We start from the raw sequence: 19412 nt of genomic DNA, 5'->3' as shown, positions 1-19412 counted from the left end.
CCTATGCTAGCAAGTATAGCTTAAGTATAAGCCAGCATTATGAAATGAGTAAGAAAGAGAAAAAAAGGCCTGTTAAACCTGAAAACGGCTCTGCATGGGTAGCCCCGTTTCGCTGGCTTAACTGGACATTTGAATGGATCGCTTACTGGTTAAGCCACCTGGCTATTTTTGTACTTATAAAGTATCTTGGCAAACTGATCATACTTATAGCCGTTATTTCCTGGTTTTTAGAAGGACCAAGGCGCAGGCGTGAGGTCATCCGCGAGAACTGGTCTATACTTTTAGAGAAAGGAGGCGGACGCATGGACGCTTTAAAATTTCTGCACCAGGAAGGAGTTGATCTTCGGGGTTTGAACGGAGAGTATGGTTTTTTTGAAGGGATTGACCTGCATGGCGCTAACCTGTATGGGGCCGACCTCTCGAATGCAAAACTGGCCAAAGCTAATCTGAGTAATACCGTCTTTACAAACTCTGAACTGAACAATGCGGTATTAGATAGCGCCGATCTGAGAGGCGCCAATTTAAGCGGTTCGTTTATAAGAAGCGCCAGGCTACAAGGTGCCAGGCTCGACAACGCTGATCTGTCTTTCACAAATGCAAAAGGCGCTTTCTTTATTGGTGCCAGCCTGGTGAAAGCCGACCTGAGCGAGGCCAGGTTAAGTCAGGCTTATTTCCATTCGGCTGATTTGACTGCTGCTTTCCTGCAGTTCGCGAAACTGGATAGTGCTGATTTGAATGCGGCCAGACTCAGGGGTGCTGATCTGTCTCTGACTGATATGCGCGGCGTTAAACTATACAATGCTGACTTAAGGGGCGCAAAATTAACGCATGCCATTTTAGAAGGCGCCGATCTTACCAGAGCCGATCTGAGGGGTGCCGATCTGCAAAACGCATTTTTAAAGGAAACTTTTTTAGAAGACGCTATTTTGGATAGTGCCGATCTAAGAGGTGCAAACTTACGAGGTGCAAGGCTTAAAAATGCCAGGCTACGGGGCGCTGACCTGAGAAACGTCCGCTTCTTAAACGATTCCAGCTTAAAAAATGCAGATACAACAGGCATTATTCTGAAATAAACCTCCCCCGCTGTCGCGAGCTTGCAGCTAGTGCCTTTTCTTTTCCACGCAGCTATACCTTCAGCATGCGTAACAGCTGCTCCGGCAAGCGCTGGAGCTGGAAGCTTATCAGTTAAAAAATACATGGGGGAAAGGAAAGGTACCTGCACACACAGCTGCCATTTTAGTATCTTACTCCACACTCAAACGCTGCAAAATGGCTTTGCAGGGTGACGTGGAGGTTACGGTGAGCTGGTGGGGCGTGTTGAGCGGAACAGCAAAATAATCGCCGGCGGCCAGGTTGTAGGTCTCCTCCCCTGCACGCATCAGGCAGGTGCCTTCCACGACCAGGAAGCGCTCGTATTCATCGTGATGCACTTCCTCCTCGCTTTGCTCACGCACCCACACAATAGCGGTGGTGGCAGTGGGAGTATAGCCGATGATGCGGGCATAAACCTGCTCGGCATCAGCGGGCAGTGTGGCCTTGGGGTTATCGAGCCATTTCCCGTAGTCGCTGATGCAGGAGCCGGGCGTGAGTACTGGCGGAGATTCCGGGAGTTCCCCCTGTTTCATTCGCTCCAGGTAATCGACGGTAGCCATCACCATTGTTTTCACGGTGGAACGGGGCTTTGTGGCACAGGTCTGCGCGTAATGCTCCATGGCCAGGCTGATCTGCTCAATCTCCTGTTTTACTTCGGGATGAGCAGCCGCCATTTTTTCTACGGCAAGCACGTCTTCCTCACTGGCAGCTCCCATCACATACAGCTCCAGTATACCGGATTCAATAAATTCTGCAACCGTGTTCATGCTGACTTATCTGCCTTTAAATGAGTGAATGCGCTTTTCAACACCTCTTTCAAGGCTGCTTCGGTCATGCTCAGTTCGCCTGCGGCTTCGGCATAGGTGCGTCCTTTCAGGTATAACAATTCCAGCGCTCTTTTCTCCAGTGGGGCAAGCGAACAAAGATTCTCTTTGCTTACATGTCCCTGCTGCAAAGGTAAAATTTTATTTTGCTGCAGGTTAGTTTCATTTGCAGGATTTACAGAGGAGCTGTAGCGGCCTGTCTTCACAGCTTCCAGGGCAATTCCCCTGGCAATGGCAAGTCCCCAGGTGAGCAGGCGCTCTTTGGAGGCGTCGTATACCCCTATTCGCGTCCAGATGGCAACAAAAGTTTCCTGTAGTACTTGTTCAGCCACTTCCGTATCAGGCACAATCCGGGAGATCACCCCCAGCAGCAAGGGAGCGTAGGCGTCATACAACTTTCCAAGCATTTCCTGCCTGCCCTGCCTGAGAGCGGCAACCAGGCTCTGTTCTGTTTCACCCTGAAAATCTATTCCTGACATATATGGTTTACATCCCCACTTAAACTCTTTGCAGAAGCCGAGGGGGTATTTTGTTGTACTGAAAATTTAAAGCTGCCTGGACGCAACCAGGACTATAAAATGATACTTTACAGATTTATACAGATAAGAGCTTAACCATCCGGATCGCTACAAAGCCCGTTCAGAAATTGCTTTCTGATATTAAACCGGCTCCAACAAACAAAACCCACCCACTTCGGTTTATATTAAATTAGCTTAGCACAAATCTAATTTAATGGGCTAGTACGTAAATACTTCCCACTCGTTTAACATTATACATCTTATACTATCAACTATGAAAAACAACAGAATGCAACCGGCCTGGCTGTTCAAAAAACTAGGCTACACTTGCGCCATTGCCGGCTTGCTAAGCATGGCGGCTTGCGGCCAGAACACAGACAGCGAAACCACAACGGCCACAGACACCGACACTGCCGCTGCCGATACGACTGCCGGCACTGCTCAGAACGAAATTCAACCAAAGGGCCCCAAACCTGACTGGGCACCAGCCTCTATCACACCGCCTATGCAGGCCGTATTGGAAAAGCTGGATAGCCTGAGCGGCGGTAAAAAACTGGTGGATATGGATGCGAAGGCTGCCCGCCAGGCTCCTACCCCAACTGATGCCGTGATGGCCCTGATGAAGGAAAACAACATTCCGATGCCTCCTGCACAGGTAGACACTTCTGGCGTTCAGATACCAGTCAGTGGCGGTCGCAACATTCACGGGCGTGTGTACACTCCTAAAAATGGCAACGCCCCCTTCCCGGTAATTGTGTACTACCATGGCGGCGGCTGGGTGATCGCCGACCTGGATACATACAACGCCTCTGCCCAGGCGCTTGCCGAGCAGACGGGTGCAGTCGTAGTGTCTGTGGCCTACCGCCAGGCGCCTGAAAATAAATTCCCTACTGCGCACAACGATGCCTATGCGGCTTATGAGTGGGTGTTGAAAAATGCAGGTTCCATCAAAGGGGATCCGAAACGTGTTGCGGTAGCAGGTGAAAGTGCCGGTGGCAACCTGGCCGCTTCTGTGAGCATGATGGCGCGCGATAAGAAGGCACAATTGCCAATGCACCAGCTGCTGGTGTATCCGATTGCCGGCTATGACATGAACACTGAATCGTACCAGAAGAATGCCAATGCTAAGCCACTCAGCAAACCGCTCATGGCCTGGTTCTTCGACAAGTACCTCCGCAGACCGGCGGATGGCAAAGACCCGATGATTTCGCTGGTGCAGGCGAACCTGAAAGGAATGCCGCCGACCACCATCATCACGGCCGAAATTGACCCGCTCATGAGTGAAGGCAGAGCGTTGGCAGACAAACTGGAAGCAGACGGTGTGCCGGTCACGTACCAGAACTATGACGGCGTTACCCACGAGTTCTTTGGCATGGCCACTGTGTTGCCGGAGGCTAAGCAAGCACAGCAGCTAGCCGCATCCGAGCTTAAAAAAGGGCTGAATAAATAGAAGACAGCTCCTTGGAGCTATAGCACAAAGCCCGTCAGATTTCGTACCTGGCGGGCTTTGCTATGATCTGCAATTTTCAGGTATAGGATTTATGCCGCTCATGCTGTAGCTTCATTTTTCGCAGCTATCAATCAATATGTTTTCAGACCTCCCCCACTGGCGCGAGTTTGTTGCTCGTATATTTTCTTTTTCGCTCAGCTATTTTTCTCATGAAGCGGAAGAATAAATTTCATAACAAGACGAGGTTATGTATTATCAGCATTGAGGTAGTATATCTGATAAACGTCTTCACGCTGAAGGAGTAACTATCCAGCCTCCATAAAATCATACCTCCCAGGCAACCTCCATTCCATCTGTTGCAGAAACAAACTCTACCGAACTATGAAAAAACTATTACTCGCTGTAGCGCTGCTGGCTGGCAGTTGCCTTATGCCTGCGCTGACACAGTTTAAAAAGGAAGGTGGCTGGGAGGGCCAGGCGCAGGTCATGTTGCTGGGTACTTTCCATTTTGCCTATCCCAATGGCGACATTATCACCATAGCAAAAGCCAACCAACTGGATGTTACCTCACAAGCCCGCGCCAGCGGGGAGAAGGCGTCGAAATAGTGGTAATAAGTAATGGTGCCGTTCAGGACCACATCAGCCTATACTGGTAAGTAAATCCGGAAGGTCGTGCCCACATTTACCTTACTTTCCACTTCAATCTTCCCGTCTGCGTTCTCCACCACCTTCTTCACCATATAAAGCCCGATGCCAGTGCCTTCCACATGGTCGTGGAAACGCTTAAACATGGTAAAAAGGCCTTCCCTCTGGCTTGGTGTCATGCCAAGCCCGTTATCGGCGAAGGTCAGGACATGGTATTTGCCTACCAGCTGGCAACTGATATGAACGTGCGGAGTCCGGTTGGTAGCGCGGTATTTAATTGCGTTAGAGAGCAGGTTGTAAACCACACTCCGCAAATTCTTGCTCGAGAAGCGAATAGCCGTCTCAGGCGCCACATGTACGTCCACCACAGCCTCAGAAGATTTTAACAAGTGCGCCAGGTCCAGCATCACCTCTTCAATTACCTCCGCTACATGCACCTGCTCGGCATTGAACACATTTTCCTGCTGCAGCTTGGCCACTTCAGTCAGACTGTCGATGGTTTTCTTGAAGCGTTCAACGGAGCTCTTCATCCTTTGCAGGATGGCCTGTGTTTCCGTGCTACTGAGATCTACAGCAGTGTGTTCGTCAAACAAGAGGGCCAGCAGGCCATCGATGTTGAGGATAGGTGCTTTCAGGTCGTGGGAGGCGGTATAGATGAAATTGTCCAGATCGTTGTTGATGCTCACCAGGTGCCTGTTCTTATCTTCCAATGCCTCCTGCTGCTCTTTCCGTTCGTGCACATCAGTAGCCGTTCCGAACCAGCCGGTCACCCTGCCGTTGCTGTCGAACTGCGGTAGTGCGCGACTCAGGTGCCAGCGGTAGCTGCCATCAGACATCCGCAGCCTATGCACAATTTCGTAGGGTGTAACCGCCTGCACCGCCTCATTCCAGGCATCTATTGTCCGTTGCTCGTCTTCTTCAATTATCATGCTTTCCCAATGCCAACCGCCGTCAGGCTGCTGTCTGGCCCCCGAAAACTCAGCTACACGTTTGTTATAGTAGGTAACAGTCCCATCCGGTTTGGCCATCCACACGATCTGTGGCATGGCGTCAGCCAGGTTCATCAGGTCGCGGGCACTTTGTTCGATTTTCTTCCTTGCCTGCACCTGCTCTGTTACATCCTGGGCCACATGGATCACCCCACTTACTTCACCTTCCTCCATGAGCGGGGTATAAGACAGGTTTAAATAATGCGGCTCCACTTTGCCGTTTTTCAGCAAATGCACCAGCTGTTCGTTTGCCGAGATCGCTTTTCCGGTATGCAGCACCTGGCGTACTACCTCCAGTACGGCCTGGCCCTCCACCTCTGGCAGCGCATCTACCAGTTTCTTGCCGTTCACTTCGTCTGCGGATTCTCTGCCCATGATGTGCAGCATGGGCGCATTCACGTTCTCAACCACCATCTCGCTGCCCCACGTAAAGGCTATCGCGACGGGTGCCTGTTTGATCATGTTCCGGAAGTGCGCCTCGCTTTCCTCTAGGCGCTTTTGCGCCAGGTTCAGCTCTGTAACATCGGCTCCTGTGTTGATGACACCGTACACCTCTCCTGCTGTATTAAAAAGGGGCGTAAAGCTAAAATCGAAATAATGCGCCCGCAGCTCTCCACCGACCAGGAGGTCTAGCTTGTGATTTTTGGCCTGGAAAGGTACACCTGTGTTATAAACTGTTTCGAGCTGCTCGAACACCTGCTGGTTCTCTAACTCAGGCAGTACGTCTTTGTACAGCTTGCCCACAATGTCGTTGCCTTTGCCCAGGCCATCTTTAAGCGCCTGGTTGCCAAACTGTATCCGCATCTCACTGCCAAAGTATACGCCAATGGGGTGGTGCGAACTCTCTATAAAAGACCGCAACTGCTGCTCGCTTTCCTCGACCTTTCGGCGTGCCAGCACCTGCTCCGTTACGTCATGCGCCACGCTGAACACACCGGCAGCTACCGTGTCGCCTGCGTTTGCATAATAAGGCTGGAATACAAAGTTGTAGTAGCAATGCGTTTCTTTCCCATCCTTCACCAGCATGATGGGGTATTCGGTCGCGTAAAAAGGATGGCCAGTTGTGCGCACCTGGTCCAGTAGTTCCGGAAAACCCTGCGTTTTGATTTCGGGCAGTGACTCAAACAAAGGTTTACCGATAATCTCTGATGTTCTGCCTAATATGCTGAGTATTTCCTCATTAGCGAGCTCAACAATATGCTCAGGGCCGGTTACAATGCAAACCGCCACCGGAGCCTGCATAAACAGGCTGTACTTTTTTCCAATCTCCCGCATGTCAGTGCCCTTTCTTTCTGCCACTACTTGCTCCGTGATCTCAACTGGAGAATGTAAAATATACAGCACATTGCCTTCCGCGTCCAGAACAGGCTTGTTGCTTGACTTCCAGTACCGCTCTTCAAATTCTCCGGCTGCGTTTATCAAATCATAACGCACCATGGGCATCTGGTCGAGCACTTTGTTGCTTAACGCGTTCTCAAGAGAAGCCTTTAGGCTGGAAGGACCCGTTGTTGAGTCAGTTTCCGGGTTCACAGGATATGCCTCAAAAACACTTTTGCCCACTACCTCGTGCCTTTCATGGCCTGTAATGCGCAGATGTTCGTCACTCACGGCCAGTATGGTAAAAAAGGGCGGGTTGGGTTGCAGCAACAAGTAATTGCCTAACATATTGTTAAATACTACCTGAAAGTCCGATGCCGGGACTTGCCCCCCGACAGAATTAGCTTGCTGCATGCTGTAGATGAAAATTAATGTTCCAAGATACACAATTCCACAGCAAGATTAATTCCGCCCCTCGACATTGTCGGTTTATAGTCCGAAACTTTATACCCCTACGTCCGTCCCCCCGCTGGCGTGAGCTTGCAGACCGTGCTTTTCTTTTCCACGCAGCTATACCTTCAGCACTAGTCACAGTACGAGCTACAAGCTCGCACTAGCAGCAATAGTAAAAACAAAAGCCCCTGCTTATGGCAAGGGCTTTATAGTTATTATAAATTAGTTTAGCATTACTCGGGTATAAAATCAAACTCAATCAAAATTTCAGGAGCATCGTTTCTTGTTATTTTAAGATACTTAGCTGAAAGCTCTCTAATGGGTGCAGTAAAGCGCATGGTTCCTTGTATGAAGGTAAGCTGTGTGGCATCGCTGTTAAGCTCCCAATTACCATCATACTTAGAAATATTTCCATCTAAATCAGTAGTAGTTTTAATATAAGAACCATCCATATTAAACTTGAAACGATCATCCGGAAAACTGTTAACCCGGTTTGCGCTTCCGTTAATGCTTACTCTTTCATACTTCCAGGTATGAGCCGTAAGGAACCCTTTCTTTGTTTCATACTCTTTATCATCTTCACCATCGCATGAAGAAAAAGCAAGGAGCAACAGCACCAAAAACAGGCGTAGAGAATTTAAACTTTGCATAAACAAATATAAGAGGAATAACCAATTTCTCTCCCCAATGGCTCGAGCTTGCAGCTCGTGCCTTTTATTTTCCATGCAGCTATACTTACAGCACGAGCAACACCAGCACAGAGTCCGGCTGAAGCACAACTGTTACAGCGATTTCGGAGTGCATGCGTCAGGCTTTACAGCACAAAGCCTATCCCGGAGGTAAAGCTTAGGATATGGGTGCTTTGGTCTCCTGCAAAACTTAATTGCTGCCTGCCCGCATAATAATCAGAAGAAAGCATCAGGCACCAGCGGTTTGCTATTTTTTTGCGGTAACCTACACCCAGCGACGCGCCAAGGGTTGTGTTCTCAGATGTAGAAGCATAGGCTTCTGAAGTAGATTTCTCGCGGGTATACAACCTGCCCACCCTTGCCTTAAAATCCAAGGACGAGTTGTCTGTCAGGTTCAGCGTGTACATCGGGCCAATCATCAGCACACCATAACTCAGTTCAGCTTGTGCCGGTAAAGTATAAGTGGATCCCTGATCATAAACTGTAGCTTCCGAATCAAAAGCATGCGCACCTCCCACCCAGGTTCCGGTTATTCCAAAGCCTTTGCCTATTACATAGCCAACGTTTAGCAAATTCAAATGCAGTCCTGTGCCGGCTTTTACATTGTTGTTTCCTGTTACAAAACTTGGCCCCAGCCCTACCCCGATATAGCCGTTGTTACGATGGCCTTGGGCTTTTAACGAAACATTGTAAGCTATCAGAAGCAGCAGCGTGATTCCGATAACGCGACAGAGCATTTGCATAATTTGACACTTTAGATGTACAGCACAAGTATATATAATCAAATTTATATATAGTTTGTTTTAAAAACATTTTTTAGCGGCTAAAAATCAATACGTTTTCAGACCTCCCCCACTGGTGAGAGTTTGTTGCTCGTGTTTTTTATTTTCCGCTCAGCTATACCTTTAGCAAAAGTAACAGTAAGAGCCACAAGCTCTCCCTGGCTGAGGGCATACTCCCGCCAGACTAGAAGATATCTGTTGAGAACTGTACTATGTATGAGTTTCCTCTTGTGTAGTACCAGTTCTGCGAGTTATAAGCCAGCAGGTATTTCCCATCGGTTGTAGCGGTTGCCCCTCTCAGCCCATACACTACCGAATACCATGTATCCGTTTTAACACGGTCATAATTTAAGACCTGCAGATATTCATTGTCACAGAAGTAAATGACATTGGCGTCATTTGCCTTGTAACTAAAGTCAGCACTTCCATTTTCCCGGTTATCGACGTACGACTGTCTGCCCGAAAATCCTGTCGCCAGGTTCACTATGTTCTGGTTATAAAGTTGCGCGATGTAGAGCCTGTCGTCCTTCCTGTTAGGAGTAATGAAAACACCCCGTGTATATTCAGGCGGCATATAACTTGTAAACCTTCGGGTATTCTGGTCAAGTATGGCCACTTTGGCAGAGCCGTAGGGGATGGAAAACAACAATTTACTTCTATCATGATTCTCTTCAACCTGGAGAAAAGCGTCGTAAGCGTCTTCTCCAAAAAAGCTATGCTGCTCGTGCTTATAGAAGTAATCATTATTTTGGGTATCGATCATACGCCAGCTGAGTGCACTTGAGCCCTTGGCCTTGAGAAGCAGAACGCCCAAACCATTTCCGGTAATTTTAAAGTCGTAAGGGTAAACTGTTGGATGATCTGAATGATCACCCGGATCTGCTGGTATCGTCAACTCCCGCTTCAGCATTCCCGACGTTCTGTTCAGCACCGAAAGGATCGGCGAATCCTGGTACACATACAATTCGTTGGTCAGATGATTAAGGGCAAGTCCCTTGGGTTCAAAAGCAATATTAAACTTACGCTTCACTTCCAGATCGCTCATTGCCAACTCATAAATTGCGTCAGGCGAAGCTGTAAGCACCCAATATGTCTTATTCAACTCATCAACATAATAGTTAACAATGTTACCTGGCACTTCCAGCTTTCGGCTGTAAAAGCCTGCCTTCAGCACATGCTTGCTGTTCAGGCCGTCTTCGTCTTCCACTTCAAGATCAAAAGTATACTCCCCTCCCAATTCGGCACATGTATAACTGAACCTGACTCCTGAATTGTTGTCGGTATACGTGGTGTTGATGCCACTTATACAGGTTTGCAGGTGTGGTTTCACTTTGATGGTTTTTACCTTTTTATTAAACCTCACATACACAGAGTCTGCCACTGATTTTGCGCCATTACCAGGTATACCAGCATGAGCTACTATACTTAATTTAGCAGCCTGCCTTACTTTAAATTGCTTTTGTATGCTTCCGGCAAACACTTTTACAAGACCGGTTCTGCTCTCTGCAGTTTTGTTCTCGGTCCAGTTTACCATTACCTGGCTATTGCCTGAGCCTGCAGCTTTTGATATTGTCAGCCAGTCTGCGTCAGTATGTATAGTCCAACTGGAGTTACTTTGAATGGATAATTCACGAAAGCCGAGGGTTGGCATAGCCTTGGCCAGGGTATCTGAAAGGGTCAGGTATTCTTCGCCGCTCTTTAAATAGAAGTTTTCTATAACCGTCTGCTCATTAGGTATATTTATCGCGGATGATAAACCAATATAGTTGGGCTGCGCTACAGACAGTTCATACCGCCCCACCCGAAGGCTTTTGAACTCGTACAGACCATTTGCCGTCGAGACTTTTTTGTTGATTCCATTTCCTGTTACCGTAACAGTTACTCCATCCAGTGGTTGGTTGAACTCGTTGTAAACGGTACCAGCCACACTCCCGAATACCTCCGGCAGAGCCTCCTCTTTTTTCTCACAGCTGTTGTAAGTCGCAACAATAAGAAACAAAACAAATACCCTGATATATGCCTGGTTTATAGCAGGTAAATGAGCGAATAGCTTCCGAGCGTTCACTGAAATGAATTTAAATTAAGGAATCAACTAAGCAATGTCAGTAATATTGTAAAAATATAATATTTTAATATTAAAACAAGAACTTAAGATATTTCATAACAGTATTTACTTTGCCGGTGCGAGCCTTCCCTCAGAACAACCTTCAATTTATAGTGCAACAACCTGTGCCGAGGTAACAGAGTAAACACAAGAAACTATCGCCTATTACTCATGCACCAACAGCACACCCCAGATAAGATCAACTCTTACTTTATCGAACAGATAAAAGATTATGCCATTTTCGCGATGGATACCGAGGGTATTATCACGACCTGGAACAAGGGAGTAGAGCAGCTGAAAGGGTACAAGGAGAATGAATTTGTGGGCGAGTTTTACGGGATGCTTTTCCCGGATGAGTACCAGCAGGCAGACATGCCCAAAGTAGAATTGAAATCAGCTTTAGAAGATGGCCTGTATGAAACCAAAGACTGGCGCATGCGGAAAGACGGTTCCCTGTTCTGGGCCACCATCAAGCTCACCCCTATTTATGAAAATGAAAAGCACATTGGTTTTACGAAGATAACCGGCGACATAACCGAGCAGAAAGAGCTGCAGGATAAACTGGCCGAGCGGCAACAAAGTGTGCTCGAGCTCAAGAACACCGAGCTTGAACGGATCAACCTCGACCTGGATACTTTCATTTACACGGCTTCCCACGACCTCCATTCCCCTATCCTGAATATAGAAGGGTTGATGTCTATTCTGAAAAATGAACTGGAAGCGGCTGACGCGCTGAACAGTGCAACAGAAGAGATCGTGCAGCATGTAGTGGATTCTGTGAACCGTTTTAAACGCACCATAGCAGACCTGACCGAGATCAACAGAATGCAGAAAGGCCTCAGCGAAAATCCTTCGGATGAAGTGATCACGATTAAGGAAGTATACGAAGAGATCATGGCGGACCTGCACAAACCTGCCAACCTGAAAGACTGCTTCATACACACTGATTTCCAGGTGAACATACTGAAATTCTCCCGCAAAAACTTCCGGAGTATTTTGTATAACCTGCTCAGCAATGCCATCAAGTTTCAGTCGCCGGACCGGGAATGTATCATTACCTTATCCTCGCGCCTGGAGGAGCATTATGTGGTGCTAAGTATAAGAGACAACGGCATGGGTATAAATGGCCGCCAGCAAAAGGAGCTATACACCATGTTCAAGCGGTTTCATAGCCACGCGGAAGGCACAGGCATTGGGCTGTACATGGTAAAACGCATACTGGAGAATGCCGGAGGTAAAATAGAAGTGGAAAGCGAAGAAGATAAAGGCACAGAGTTCAGGCTATACTTTCCGGCGGAAGTATAAGGGTTCTTTTTGATCAGCAAGGCAGGGAGATTTTCAGTCTTCGTCACGTTACCGGTTATCGTTCTGTAGTTGCCTTGTTTTAGCTTCCCGGGCTCTCACCTCTTATCAAGGGCCTCTAACTCCAAAACAGGAAAGGGAGTAACACACCCCTATCCCTCTCAGGAGGGGAATTCAGGCTATAGGTATTGTTGGAAGTATAGTTTTATAGTTGATTTCTATTGCCATGGGATGAAGCAACCCATCAATAATCCGTAATCCGTAGCTAGTATCTGTCCTACTCCCGGGTGCCTCCTGCCCTGGCGCCTTTCGCTTCTTCGGCCGGGTAATAGCCGGAACCGATAATGTAGGTTTCATTCCCATGCTGTACCTTTTTCACGTAGGAGCGCTTTCGGGCAGGCGTATTCTCGCCGGGCTTGTACCAGTAGTAATCTACCCAGGCAGCGCCATTCTTCATGGCAGCATCAATGTAATCGCGAACCATAAGTTTTCCTTTCAGGTCTTTTTCTTTGATCAGGTTTCTGCCTTCCAGGCTGGGTTGTGCCGTGTTAGCCAGTTCTACGCCTTCCGGGCTCTCTACGAACACATAGGTATCCATGAAATAGAAAGGACCCTTCTTGTCGCGCAGCTGATCAAAGGCTCCTTTGCCCTGCTTCTCCACCAGGGCAGCAGCCCGGTTCACGACATCCTCTATGAAGGTTTTGTCCATCTGCATGTTATAGATGCCGCTGCCAACAATATACTGCTCACCTGAGGGGAAAGTAATCCGCTTCACAAAGCTGGATTTCCAGGTCGGGAAGATGTCGCCGGGCTTCGGGAACTCGTAGTGCACCCAGCCTTCTCCTTCTGGAGAGGCAGTTGCACTCGTGAACATTTTTACAACAGGCCTGCCCACTGCATCTGTCCTGCTGGTGTCCTGCTGCCCCGCGGTCTGCGGCTGTGTAGCAAGAAAGACCCTGCCCCCGTTTAATTTGTTCACAAAGAGGTATGTATCATCCTGGTACCACTTCGAGCCTTTTTTGCTGAAGTCCGGGAAGGCTTTTTCGCCCCGCTTTTCAAGCTCGGCCGCTGCCTGGCGCACAAGCGTCATCAGCTCTGTTGCAGACATTTTCGTTTGAACAACTTTTGCCTTCGGTGCATCGGCCAGGTATACGCCGCAACCCACTACCACCTGTTTCCCGTTCGGCATGTTGGCCAGGTGCACAAAAGCAGATTTCTGGGTTGGGATGCTCTCGCCCGGCTTGGGCCACATATAATCTACCCATCCGGCTCCTTTGGTGGTCGCTGTTTTGAGAATCTCCCGGACCAGGTACTTGCCCTCCGCGTCCTTCATGTCGTAGTTGTTGTTGCCCTCTACCGTCGGAAAGGCCGGGTTCACGATCTCGACACCTTCCATGGTGAAGACGAAGATATAGGCATCCTTGGCCAGGTAAGGGCCTGTGGGGTCGTGAAAGGTTTTGTAGGCTGCCTCGCCATGCTGCTCTACTTCTGCCACGCCTTTTGTAACCAGGTCCACTACAAACGCGCGCTCCATGCGGTCGTTGTACATGCCGCTGCCCACCACATAGCTTTTACCCGAAGGCGCCTTTACCAGCCGCACGTAGCTGCTCTTCCAGCGGGGCAGCAGCCCACCCGGCACCGGCCACTCGTAATGATACCAGCCTTCGGGCTTGTCGGGCTGTGTGGTGGCGGCACTGATGAGGCCCCGCACGATTGGTTTGCCGTTGATATCCTTTAACTGAAGCTGGTTTTTGTTTTCCATTTCCGGATCGTTGTGCACGAGCATGTTGCCCTTGGTATCGAGCACGAAGATGTAGGTCTCGCCTTTGCGCCAGCGGCTGCCTTTCTCCCGGAATTCTGTAAAGGCCTTCTCTCCGTTCTTGCGGACCTGCTCCGAAGCGTCCTTCACCAGCTGGACAAGAAGCTTTGTGGAGTCCTGCTGGGTCTGCTGCCCCTGACGAGCGGCGATGTTTTTAGAAGTATTCGCTCTGCAGGTAGTCCACACGATGAGAGCAGCAAAGAGCAAAGAGAAGCCTAATTTCATGGGTTAAGAAATTTAATAATGTTAGCAGCATAACTCCATCATCAGCCGGCACATGTCCTTATTCATTGGTTAGCCGAATATAAACACGGGCTTGAGCACCTTATCAGAATAAGTAAAACCAGATGTTCTCAATACACAAGCACCCCGTTGATCTCAAGCCTGCCCAAGCCAGGACCTGAGAAGCTAAGATCAGAAAAGCCTTCAAGTGTAAATTGACCTGAAGCCTCTGCAAACCTGCCTGTTCCCCCTACTATTTTCAATTTCTGGTAAACCGGAGCATCTTCAACTATCTCCGGGTCAACAGCTCTTGTTTCCGGAAAACGTATGCCCCAGATGGAATTACCATGCTTATCTACCAGGACAATGCTGACTTCCAGTTCTTCCATCAAGTCTACCTCAGCCTCCGAAAAATTCTCCAGTAGCTCTTCCCTGAAGAACATAGTAACCGGAACCCCTGTAACATAGGCAACATTTTGTTCAACAGTTGTGGCATATTGGCTAAAGTAAGCGGTGTATTTGCCTATATGCGTCGCGTTTCCTTCCCCTGATCCGTAGAGCCAGGCCGGCAACAGGTTGTTATCAGCCCAGCCTGATGCTGTATCACCTTCAAGGTAAGTGGAGGAGATCATTTTTCCTTTTAATGGCTTTTCAACCCCTTTGCCGGTTTTACCAAGCTGGTTTTCAGTGGTTATTTTCAGCTCAGACAAAGTCTCCTTCTCACAGCCAAACAGGAAAGGAATGGCTACAAACAATAAGGCAGCTTTTAATAAAGAGAGTGCTTTCATAGTTGCTTTAAATATTGAGTTGTTTTATGGGAATAAACTCGGGGTGAGAAGCAGGAGCCGCTTTTAAAGCAGGCAGAGGTTCAAGTATAGATTCATAATCCATACAATATTTAATATAATTTTTACGAAGATTGTATTAAAGTGACTGTTACACGCTTTCTATTTTCCTGATAAAATCTACAATGAATTAGTTAATGATGATCCGGGGTTGGTGAGAGGTCTTCTTTAATTCTGCAAGGCAACCCTATTTACCTGACCAGGAAGACCAGCAAACAAAAAGGGGTTATACTTAGTAACTTTAGCGGTAGTGTACCGGATAGACGTGTTCATGCGGGAGGAACACTTTGCTGTACTTACCGATAGTCTGGACTTTTGCCGAGAGCACAAAGGATTGGAGGTCTATGCATGGTGCATCATGCCCCGCCACGTGCACCTCACCTTCCGGGCCAAAGACAATAATCCCGGCGTACTGCTGAAGGAGCAGAAGCCGTATACTTCCAAACAATAAACATCCCCCTCCCCCCTTCAAAGGGGGACTAAGTATAGCCGAACTCAACCAGGAAAGCCGGAATGAATGGATGCCCAGACCTCGCAGCGTGCGCAGCTCCTACGGGCATCTGAGTTACGAAGAAAGCAACTGTGTTGCGTCAGACGTTCGCGGGACTTTCAGACGCCTGAATAGTGAAGGCACGAGCTGCAAGCTCGCGCCAACGTTTTTTTACTCCAACACATCAAAGCTGATTCCTGCCCGCAGGCTCAGGTTGTCTTTCAGGTAAGGACTACCCAATTGCCAGCCTTCTGTTTTGCCGGCCACTGTTACGAAAGAGGCAAAATGGCTGCCCAGGCTATACTTCATGCTGAGTTCGGCTGCCCCGCCGAGCTTGCTGCTTTCGTCGTAAAAGCTTTGCTGAGCCGGCTGCTTCCAGCCCTGCAGGGCTACACTGGTATGCCAGCGCCCCTGCGTACCGAGTGGCAGATCAGCCAGGGCCAGGTTCAGGCCCGGGTACGTGTGCTGGCGGTTCTGGTACCTATGCAGGCCAAGCAGTACGTTGTATTGTTTATACTTTACGGGCAGTTGCAGGGCCACATCGTTACCGAAATGCGTGGGCACATACTGGCCGAAAAAGATAAAGGAAAGCTCGGGACTTATGCGGATGCGGTTTACAAATAAGATAGCCGGATTCGCAAAATTGATTAGGGAGAGCCGTTTCTGTTTCTGCAGGAAATCCTGGGCCTCCTCCGTAAGATCGCTGTAGCCTACTCTGCGGTTAACGCCCTCCCCTCCCGGAAACGGATCACGGCTGGTGTACGGCAGGTCAGGGTTGAACATATCGTAGGCCCAGGCAGTAAGATCAGAGCCAGCATAATCGCGTTCACGTGGGTCGGCATTTTCATGCTGCGGTACGTCCTGTTTTACATCGTCGCTGGCCGGGCTGGCAGAGAACTTCAGGTAATCCCAGGTATAATAGGCATTGTAAAGGTACAGCGCATTTTTATAGAAGCTGCGCTTGTTGTAAAAATCGTTGAGGAGGTTGGTTTGGGTGCTCAGGTTCTCTGACTGCACCCCTGCCACATACGAGTAGAGCAGCCCGTTCAGGTTGTTTGCTTTCAGGTTTGTAAGTTCTGCATCCGTAACTCCGTAAACGGTCCCATCCCAGCGGTTGGGCAGCCAGTTACCATTTTTAGAAGATACGCCGTTCACGCCAAGCACCACCCGGTGATACTCTTCATGCGCCCACACGCCCAGGGGTATGGGTAGTTCGCTGCCATACTTTACAAAGCCGAGGCTGAGCAGGTACTTCACCGATTTGTTCAGGAAAGCTCTACCCTTAGTGCTGCTGGTATGGTCCACTTTTACCAGCTTGTTGCCTAGGCCGTTTATCCCCCAGAAACCCAGGTCGTAGAGGTTGTTGCTGAGCTCGGTACTCTGTTGCATGGACGGATAGCGCTGGGGCAGGTCGGTTTGCTGCGGAAGGTCTAGCAGGGAAAGCGACAGGCGCAGCTTATAGGTGGTGGTGTCCTGTGCCTGCAGGCTTCTGAAGGATAAAAGCAGGCATAGCATGAGCGTGAGGTAAGATACTTTTCTCATAGTGATAGGTTTAAAAAAGGAAGTATGATGATCTAACATGATGCAAAAGAATGCACCAGCAGGCAGGAATGCGTCTTATCCGCTAAGTCTGGACAGGTAGTTTGAGAAAAAAATGCTTGTGAGCAGAAGATTTCAGGCCGGATGTGCCGCGGCAGCTTTCTCCTGTGCCGCATAAGCGGTAGGGGTCATAGAGGTAAGCTTTTTGAAGACCGCGTTGAAGGTAGCTTTCGAGTTGAATCCGGCTTCCATGGCAATTGCCAGCGTGGTGTAGTGGCTGAAATTCGGGTGCACCAGCAGGCGTTTGGCTTCATTTACCCGGTACTCATTCACAAACTCAAAAAAGTTTTTCCCCAGCCGCTCGTTTATTACACGCGACAAATGGTGCTTTGCCATACCAATCGCCTCCGCCAGCTCCTGTATCGTCAGGTCGCTGTTCTGGTAAGGCTTCTGCTCCTGCATGTATTCCAGCAGTTGCAACAGGTAGGCATCCACAGCTTCTTCGCTTATTCCAGAGCGTTCATACTTCGTCGCTACTGGCGGTGCCGTGTCTTCCGGTGCTTCAGGCTCCGGTACTACGGCAGGCTGCGGAACAGCGGTCAGGGCCAGGGACCTCTGGAAAATGGAAGGCTGCGACAAGGCTTTGTACCCGATCCAGTAAATGCAGATGATCACCCCAAGGTAATGATAATGGTAAAATCCGGTCAGGAAAGGCAGGTTCCATTTACGGGCGTAGAAGATCGTGACGCCAAAAAGGATGGTAAAAAAGACCAACACTATAAACTGCTTTAGCCAGCGCAAACGTACTTTCCTGATCTCAGAGAAGTTATGAAGTATACGTTGCTCGTGTTTGCGGATCAGCAGCAGCGCCGCCAGGCCGTAGCTGAGGTGCAACAGGTTCAGGAGCTGGTTCAGCACGCCAAAATCATCCTCTGAGGCTTTCTCGAAGTCGTTTAGGTAGGCCATTTTCGCTTCTGCCGACTGCAAGTAATAAGGCAGGAGGTAGAGGAAGATGAGGAAGAACGGCGTAAAATGCAGCCATTCGTATCTTCTCCAAGCAGGGTTCTCGCTCGTCAGTTTTTTGGTAAACAGAAACAACAGGGGGCCGAAAAGGGAGGGCAACAGCCACCCCACCTTGCTCAGGTGCGGAAAAGCCATGAAAAATTCGCGCGTGTCGAATCCTGCCAGCACCGACTGGAAAGAAACCAGCAGGATGAGCATGCTCAGCAGCCTGTTTGCCAGCACATTTTTTTTGCGCGTAAACAGTATGGCCGACAGTAAAAGACCCTGCACAGCTCCCGCTACCAATATTACCTGTAAAGCGAATAAAGACATAGTTACACAATAGGGCAATGTACAAATTTTACCTCGCAATGTGTTAATTATTAACTAAATACCAACAAAACTTATGATTATGAGAGCAGAACAACAGGAGCTGCATACTTTCCTGTTATATTGCTCATGAGCTTCCGGTTTATACCAATACCGCCTTTGCACTGGTGGTATGGCTGCCTGCTTTATACATGTCGGCACATGCTGGTGCGGGCTTGCAGCCCGTACTGTTACGCGTGCTGAAAGTATAACTGCAGAAAAGACACGAGCTGCAAGCCCGCACCAGCACAGCATCAGCAACATACCTTATAACGTATGACGGGGGTGCCTGTAGCAGGCGCCCCCATCATACGTTACACTTTGCTCCAGGCAAGTACATTTACTTCTCGTTTGCCGTCAGGTCGAATTGTATGTCCACCTCCGGCAGGACGTGATGATCGCCCAGCGCAGGATCGGCTGCATAGGTCATGCCCCATTTGGTTCGGTCCAGCTTAAAGCTTGCCTCCAGCTCCAGTTTGCCCCCCTGCAGGTTTATTTTGGCCGGAAACGAGACCGGGTGTGTCTGCCCGAGCATGCTAAAGTCGCCGGTAACGGTGTAGTTGCCCCCCTCCGCTGTGCTGGCAAGCGGTTGCACCTTCGTGATGTTGAAGGAGGCCGTAGGGTGTAGCGCCAAGTTAAAGAAGTCGGGGCTCTTGAGGTGATTGAGCAACACGGGCTTCACCTCGTCAGGCAAGTCGAAGTTCTCTATACTCGCAATCGGAATGGTGAACGTGCCGGAAGTCACCTTGCCATCCACTACCTGGATATCCTGGCTTTGCACCTGAAAGGAGCCGTCGTGGTACAGAACCGGGCTGTAGCCTTTCCACTTCACAACGGAGCTGCTCTCCTCCAGGGCAAAGGTACTTTTACTCAGCTCCTCGTCTTCGCAGCTGGTAAAGTAAAGGGCACTAAAAAGAAAACATGCAGCTAACATTACTTTTTTCATAGTTTTATTTTGTTT

15 protein-coding genes and 1 pseudogene are annotated in these 19412 nt (G+C 49.0%); 5 read left to right on the top strand and 11 right to left on the bottom strand.

The window, feature by feature from the left end; all coding sequences use genetic code 11:
* Positions 1–44 precede the first annotated feature (44 nt).
* Positions 45–1073: a pentapeptide repeat-containing protein gene (locus MJ611_RS14095; RefSeq protein ID WP_250430492.1), complete on the top strand. Its 1029-nt coding sequence runs from the start codon at positions 45–47 to the stop codon at positions 1071–1073.
* Between the two features lie 171 nt (positions 1074–1244).
* On the opposite strand, the gene MJ611_RS14090 is transcribed toward MJ611_RS14095, so the two are convergent.
* Positions 1245–1859 (bottom strand): cupin domain-containing protein, encoded by a 615-nt coding sequence (locus MJ611_RS14090; protein WP_250430490.1) that lies wholly within the window; start codon positions 1857–1859, stop codon positions 1245–1247.
* Positions 1856–2395, bottom strand: coding sequence for an RNA polymerase sigma factor (locus MJ611_RS14085; protein ID WP_250430488.1), 540 nt, complete (start codon positions 2393–2395; stop codon positions 1856–1858). Before MJ611_RS14085 ends, MJ611_RS14090 begins: the two co-directional genes overlap by 4 nt.
* Before the next feature lie 313 nt (positions 2396–2708).
* On the opposite strand from MJ611_RS14085, the gene MJ611_RS14080 reads away from it, so the two are divergent.
* Together MJ611_RS14080 and MJ611_RS14075 are read left to right on the top strand one after the other, a co-directional pair.
* Positions 2709–3884, top strand: coding sequence for an alpha/beta hydrolase (locus MJ611_RS14080; protein WP_250430487.1), 1176 nt, complete (start codon positions 2709–2711; stop codon positions 3882–3884).
* Positions 3885–4265: 381 nt separating this feature from the next.
* The gene (locus MJ611_RS14075) at positions 4266–4490 is read left to right on the top strand and encodes a hypothetical protein (protein ID WP_250430485.1); all 225 of its coding nucleotides are present in this window, start codon (positions 4266–4268) and stop codon (positions 4488–4490) included.
* Positions 4491–4528: 38 nt separating this feature from the next.
* Here the strand turns inward: MJ611_RS14075 and MJ611_RS14070 are convergent, their stop codons facing one another.
* From MJ611_RS14070 to MJ611_RS14055, 4 genes are all read right to left on the bottom strand, one after another.
* Positions 4529–7183 (bottom strand): PAS domain-containing sensor histidine kinase, encoded by a 2655-nt coding sequence (locus tag MJ611_RS14070; protein ID WP_250430484.1) that lies wholly within the window; start codon positions 7181–7183, stop codon positions 4529–4531.
* Between the two features lie 338 nt (positions 7184–7521).
* Positions 7522–8013: a hypothetical protein gene (locus tag MJ611_RS14065; protein WP_250430482.1), complete on the bottom strand. Its 492-nt coding sequence runs from the start codon at positions 8011–8013 to the stop codon at positions 7522–7524.
* Between the two features lie 89 nt (positions 8014–8102).
* Positions 8103–8720 carry a hypothetical protein gene (locus tag MJ611_RS14060; protein WP_250430480.1) on the bottom strand — a complete coding sequence of 206 codons (618 nt, stop codon included), beginning with the start codon at positions 8718–8720 and terminating at the stop codon, positions 8103–8105.
* A gap of 223 nt (positions 8721–8943) precedes the next feature.
* Entirely contained in the window at positions 8944–10758 is a 1815-nt protein-coding gene (locus tag MJ611_RS14055) for a carboxypeptidase regulatory-like domain-containing protein (RefSeq protein WP_250430478.1), read from the bottom strand.
* Positions 10759–11034: 276 nt separating this feature from the next.
* Between MJ611_RS14055 and MJ611_RS14050 the strand changes: the two genes are divergently transcribed.
* Positions 11035–12168 (top strand): sensor histidine kinase, encoded by a 1134-nt coding sequence (locus MJ611_RS14050; protein ID WP_250430476.1) that lies wholly within the window; start codon positions 11035–11037, stop codon positions 12166–12168.
* A gap of 274 nt (positions 12169–12442) precedes the next feature.
* Here the strand turns inward: MJ611_RS14050 and MJ611_RS14045 are convergent, their stop codons facing one another.
* The gene (locus MJ611_RS14045) at positions 12443–14209 is read right to left on the bottom strand and encodes a cache domain-containing protein (RefSeq protein WP_250430475.1); all 1767 of its coding nucleotides are present in this window, start codon (positions 14207–14209) and stop codon (positions 12443–12445) included.
* 128 nt (positions 14210–14337) lie between these two features.
* Positions 14338–14994, bottom strand: coding sequence for a hypothetical protein (locus MJ611_RS14040; protein ID WP_250430473.1), 657 nt, complete (start codon positions 14992–14994; stop codon positions 14338–14340).
* 298 nt (positions 14995–15292) lie between these two features.
* Here MJ611_RS14040 and MJ611_RS14035 point away from each other — a divergent pair.
* Positions 15293–15502 (top strand): annotated as a pseudogene (locus MJ611_RS14035) (transposase); the annotation flags it as partial.
* 210 nt (positions 15503–15712) lie between these two features.
* On the opposite strand, the gene MJ611_RS14030 reads toward MJ611_RS14035, so the two are convergent.
* From MJ611_RS14030 to MJ611_RS14020, 3 genes are all read right to left on the bottom strand, one after another.
* Positions 15713–17083 carry a hypothetical protein gene (locus MJ611_RS14030; protein WP_250430470.1) on the bottom strand — a complete coding sequence of 457 codons (1371 nt, stop codon included), beginning with the start codon at positions 17081–17083 and terminating at the stop codon, positions 15713–15715.
* A gap of 132 nt (positions 17084–17215) precedes the next feature.
* On the bottom strand, positions 17216–18415 hold the full coding sequence (locus MJ611_RS14025; protein ID WP_250430469.1) for a helix-turn-helix domain-containing protein: 1200 nt from the start codon (positions 18413–18415) through the stop codon (positions 17216–17218).
* Between the two features lie 376 nt (positions 18416–18791).
* The gene (locus MJ611_RS14020; RefSeq protein ID WP_250430467.1) at positions 18792–19397 is read right to left on the bottom strand and encodes a YceI family protein; all 606 of its coding nucleotides are present in this window, start codon (positions 19395–19397) and stop codon (positions 18792–18794) included.
* Between the last annotated feature and the right edge of the window lie 15 nt (positions 19398–19412).

The organism is Pontibacter ruber, assembly GCF_023630205.1.
Lineage (GTDB): Bacteria > Bacteroidota > Bacteroidia > Cytophagales > Hymenobacteraceae > Pontibacter > Pontibacter ruber.
This window is presented reverse-complemented; position numbering and strand designations above follow the sequence as displayed.

Coding starts and splice junctions, on each gene's coding strand:
- MJ611_RS14095 (WP_250430492.1), top strand. CDS start 45: ATGAGTAAGAAAGAGAAAAAAAGGCCTGTTAAACCTGAAAACGGCTCT.
- MJ611_RS14090 (WP_250430490.1), bottom strand. CDS start 1,859: ATGAACACGGTTGCAGAATTTATTGAATCCGGTATACTGGAGCTGTAT.
- MJ611_RS14085 (WP_250430488.1), bottom strand. CDS start 2,395: ATGTCAGGAATAGATTTTCAGGGTGAAACAGAACAGAGCCTGGTTGCC.
- MJ611_RS14080 (WP_250430487.1), top strand. CDS start 2,709: ATGAAAAACAACAGAATGCAACCGGCCTGGCTGTTCAAAAAACTAGGC.
- MJ611_RS14075 (WP_250430485.1), top strand. CDS start 4,266: ATGAAAAAACTATTACTCGCTGTAGCGCTGCTGGCTGGCAGTTGCCTT.
- MJ611_RS14070 (WP_250430484.1), bottom strand. CDS start 7,183: ATGTTAGGCAATTACTTGTTGCTGCAACCCAACCCGCCCTTTTTTACC.
- MJ611_RS14065 (WP_250430482.1), bottom strand. CDS start 8,013: ATGGAAAATAAAAGGCACGAGCTGCAAGCTCGAGCCATTGGGGAGAGA.
- MJ611_RS14060 (WP_250430480.1), bottom strand. CDS start 8,720: ATGCAAATGCTCTGTCGCGTTATCGGAATCACGCTGCTGCTTCTGATA.
- MJ611_RS14050 (WP_250430476.1), top strand. CDS start 11,035: ATGCACCAACAGCACACCCCAGATAAGATCAACTCTTACTTTATCGAA.
- MJ611_RS14045 (WP_250430475.1), bottom strand. CDS start 14,209: ATGAAATTAGGCTTCTCTTTGCTCTTTGCTGCTCTCATCGTGTGGACT.
- MJ611_RS14040 (WP_250430473.1), bottom strand. CDS start 14,994: ATGAAAGCACTCTCTTTATTAAAAGCTGCCTTATTGTTTGTAGCCATT.
- MJ611_RS14030 (WP_250430470.1), bottom strand. CDS start 17,083: ATGAGAAAAGTATCTTACCTCACGCTCATGCTATGCCTGCTTTTATCC.
- MJ611_RS14025 (WP_250430469.1), bottom strand. CDS start 18,415: ATGTCTTTATTCGCTTTACAGGTAATATTGGTAGCGGGAGCTGTGCAG.
- MJ611_RS14020 (WP_250430467.1), bottom strand. CDS start 19,397: ATGAAAAAAGTAATGTTAGCTGCATGTTTTCTTTTTAGTGCCCTTTAC.